The sequence below is a fragment of the Acinetobacter sp. UBA3025 genome, assembly GCF_002367915.1.
GTDB lineage: Bacteria > Pseudomonadota > Gammaproteobacteria > Pseudomonadales > Moraxellaceae > Acinetobacter.
This window is the reverse complement of the sequence record NZ_DFDO01000155.1, coordinates 1-2,772: the sequence shown is the minus strand read 5'-3', so window position 1 is coordinate 2,772 and position 2,772 is coordinate 1. Positions and strand designations below refer to the sequence as shown.

5 protein-coding genes are annotated in these 2,772 nt (G+C 38.9%); all 5 read left to right on the top strand.

What is annotated here, in order from left to right:
* On the top strand, positions 1–337 hold a 337-nt coding region (locus B4J23_RS06585; protein ID WP_291359458.1), incomplete at its 5' end, for a phosphate ABC transporter ATP-binding protein.
* A gap of 205 nt (positions 338–542) precedes the next feature.
* Complete coding sequence (locus B4J23_RS06580) at positions 543–785, top strand: hypothetical protein (protein ID WP_291359456.1); 243 nt, start codon at positions 543–545, stop codon at positions 783–785.
* Between the two features lie 138 nt (positions 786–923).
* Positions 924–1,886: a protease SohB gene (sohB, locus tag B4J23_RS06575; protein WP_291359454.1), complete on the top strand. Its 963-nt coding sequence runs from the start codon at positions 924–926 to the stop codon at positions 1,884–1,886.
* 108 nt (positions 1,887–1,994) lie between these two features.
* On the top strand, positions 1,995–2,417 hold the full coding sequence (locus B4J23_RS06570) for a hypothetical protein (RefSeq protein WP_180012522.1): 423 nt from the start codon (positions 1,995–1,997) through the stop codon (positions 2,415–2,417).
* A gap of 62 nt (positions 2,418–2,479) precedes the next feature.
* Positions 2,480–2,719 (top strand): hypothetical protein, encoded by a 240-nt coding sequence (locus B4J23_RS06565; protein ID WP_284879233.1) that lies wholly within the window; start codon positions 2,480–2,482, stop codon positions 2,717–2,719.
* The last annotated feature ends 53 nt before the right edge of the window (positions 2,720–2,772 follow it).

Sequence of the window (2,772 nt, the reverse complement as noted above, 5' to 3'; positions counted from 1 at the left end):
TTTAAATCAGCCGGGTACAGGGTTGTCGGGTGGTCAGCAGCAGCGTTTATGTATTGCACGGACGATTGCCGTTTCTCCTGAAGTGATTCTGATGGATGAACCTTGTTCAGCACTTGATCCGATTGCAACAGCCAAAGTTGAAGAACTGATCTCCGAGCTTTCAACCCAATACACCATTGCTATTGTGACTCACTCCATGCAGCAGGCAGCGCGAGTCTCTGATCGGACTGCTTATTTCCATTTAGGTGATCTGATCGAAGTCAACTCGACCGAGAAAGTCTTTACCCAGCCAGATCATCAGCTCACTGAGGCCTATATTACCGGGCGTTTTGGTTAAGAAGTTTTATCTCAAGAAAGAAGGGCTAAAAAGCTCTTTTTTTTATATCCAAAAGTAACCAAAGAATAGAAGATATATCAATTGAATCAGTGAAATGTGGAAAAATAAACCGAATCCTATTGTGCCCTAAATTCTTATAGAATATGCCGTCTTTGACATGGCAGAGCTGTCAAAAGATAGATGTTAAGAAAAGGTTGCATCCGCTATGGAAACACTCAAAAAGATGTCAGTTTTTCTGATGCTGCTGATCGCATTAAGTTTAGGCATTGGTGGTTTGTGGCATCAATTACAAGGCGGCAGCATGTTTTATACACTGATTGGATTGCTGTATGGACTCAGTTTGAATTTCTATTTCAAAAAGCAGGAAAAAGCCTTATATACGAATTCTGCTGTATTGCTAGGAGTTATTATCTGGGCAGGTTATCAACATGGCATTAATTTTCTATAGTGCGAATTATTTTTGCCTTACTAAGACCATATGGATACTGCTCCGTTTCAGCAATTAAACAACAATATTCTATTGAAAAAAATTCATTTGACCTTATCTTAAAATAAAACCTATATAAATAATTGAGACCCGATTTTTATGTTATTTCATACCCCCAAATTACCCGCTGAAATCCGTATTAGTCATTTGAATGCGCGCATTAATGAGCAACGAAAAAAAATAGCGCAAACAACTTCATCTAAACTGGAACTTTTGCAATTGAGCCAGCAATTGTCAAAAGAAGCGCGTGCGCGTAAGAAAACTAACCAGAAAATCTATGTGCTCGATTTTAAAGGTGATATGGCTGCGTCTGCAGTAGAAAGCCTGCGTGAAGAAATTACCCTGATTCTATCTACAGCAAAAGCTGGTCGTGATCGTATCATTGTACGTTTAGAAAGTCCGGGTGGTATGGTACATGGTTATGGTCTTGCAGCTGCGCAACTGGTGCGCTTACGTGAAGCGGGTTTCCATGTGACCACCTGTGTCGATAAAGTGGCAGCCAGTGGCGGTTATATGATGGCGTGTATTGCAAATGAAGTGATTTCTGCGCCATTTGCGATTGTGGGTTCAATTGGGGTAGTGGCACAGGTACCGAACTTTAACCGTCTGCTGAAAGAAAACAAGATCGATTTTGAGCTTTATACTGCGGGTCAATACAAACGTACGGTGACCATGTTTGGTGAAAATACCGAAGAGGGTAAAACCAAGTTTGAAGAAGAATTGCAACAGACACATGCCTTGTTTAAACACTTCGTGGAAAAATATCGCCCACAGTTAAATGTTGAAAAAGTGGCAACGGGTGAACACTGGTATGGTCAGGATGCCCTAGACCTGAATCTGGTAGATAAACTGCAAACTTCTGATGAATATCTGCTAGGTCTTTTACCGCAACATGATGTGTATTTAATCCAGACCCGTAAAAAACCAACGCTGGGCGAAAAACTAGGTTTGCAAGCAGCACAAATTGCAGATTCTTTTATCCCTGCGATGATGAATAAAGTAGTAGATACGTTAACCAAAGCCAATTCAAATTTGGTTCAGATGCGCGATCCTAAACTTTAATTCATTATTCAGTTATGAATCTAAGAGCTCACTTCGGTGGGCTTTTTTATGATCTAAAATCAAACAATTGTGCTATAAATAACTGACTTATAGTGGTTTCTCATTTATATGCTCACGTTTCTTTTACTATTCGGCTTCTTCAGTATCATTTTTATTCCGATGCTATGTATGTTCTATTCTGAAGCGAAATTAACCACTGACGAATCGAAGAAAATTTTATTTTGGCTCAGCTTTCTTCCGGGCACTTCAATCTTTTTACTTTACGCATTTTTAAAGCCAGATGCTCCACCTGTTATTCCTTCGCAGGACTGTGGCGTGATTCAATTTTACCAATTCAATGCTCGTCGTGGTGGTTACTTTGAGCGTGTCAGCATCCGCTTTGATGGTGCTCAATATAATCGTCATCTATTTTTTGATAAGCATCTAAAGAAAATTCCTCAAGGTCAAAAAGCCTGCTTTGAATATTTAGATAAGTTCAAATATCCGCATTTGGCAGAATCTAAGCTGGTTAAATGGATTGAACCTTCATAAATATCAGCCATGGTTACTGCTCATCAGCTAAAATGAAGCATATTTCCATTAAGAGCAGAAAGATGACCGTGGCTGAAGCATTTTTAGCAATCCAAAATTGTTATTTTAACTATGAATTTGAGGAACTGAATTTAGCGGATGACTTCCCAGAAGAGTTGCCTGTTTCTCTACGTGGAATTATGTACAGACATGAGATTCAATATCCCGATGCCATCTATTATATTTATTACAGCGAGATATTGACGGGTAATGAATTGCAAAAAATGAAAGATGATTGGCAGCGATATTGCCCACTTCCATAATTTAAAATAAGAAAATATAAAATCTAAGTCTTTAATTTGTCTTGTCCTGAAAT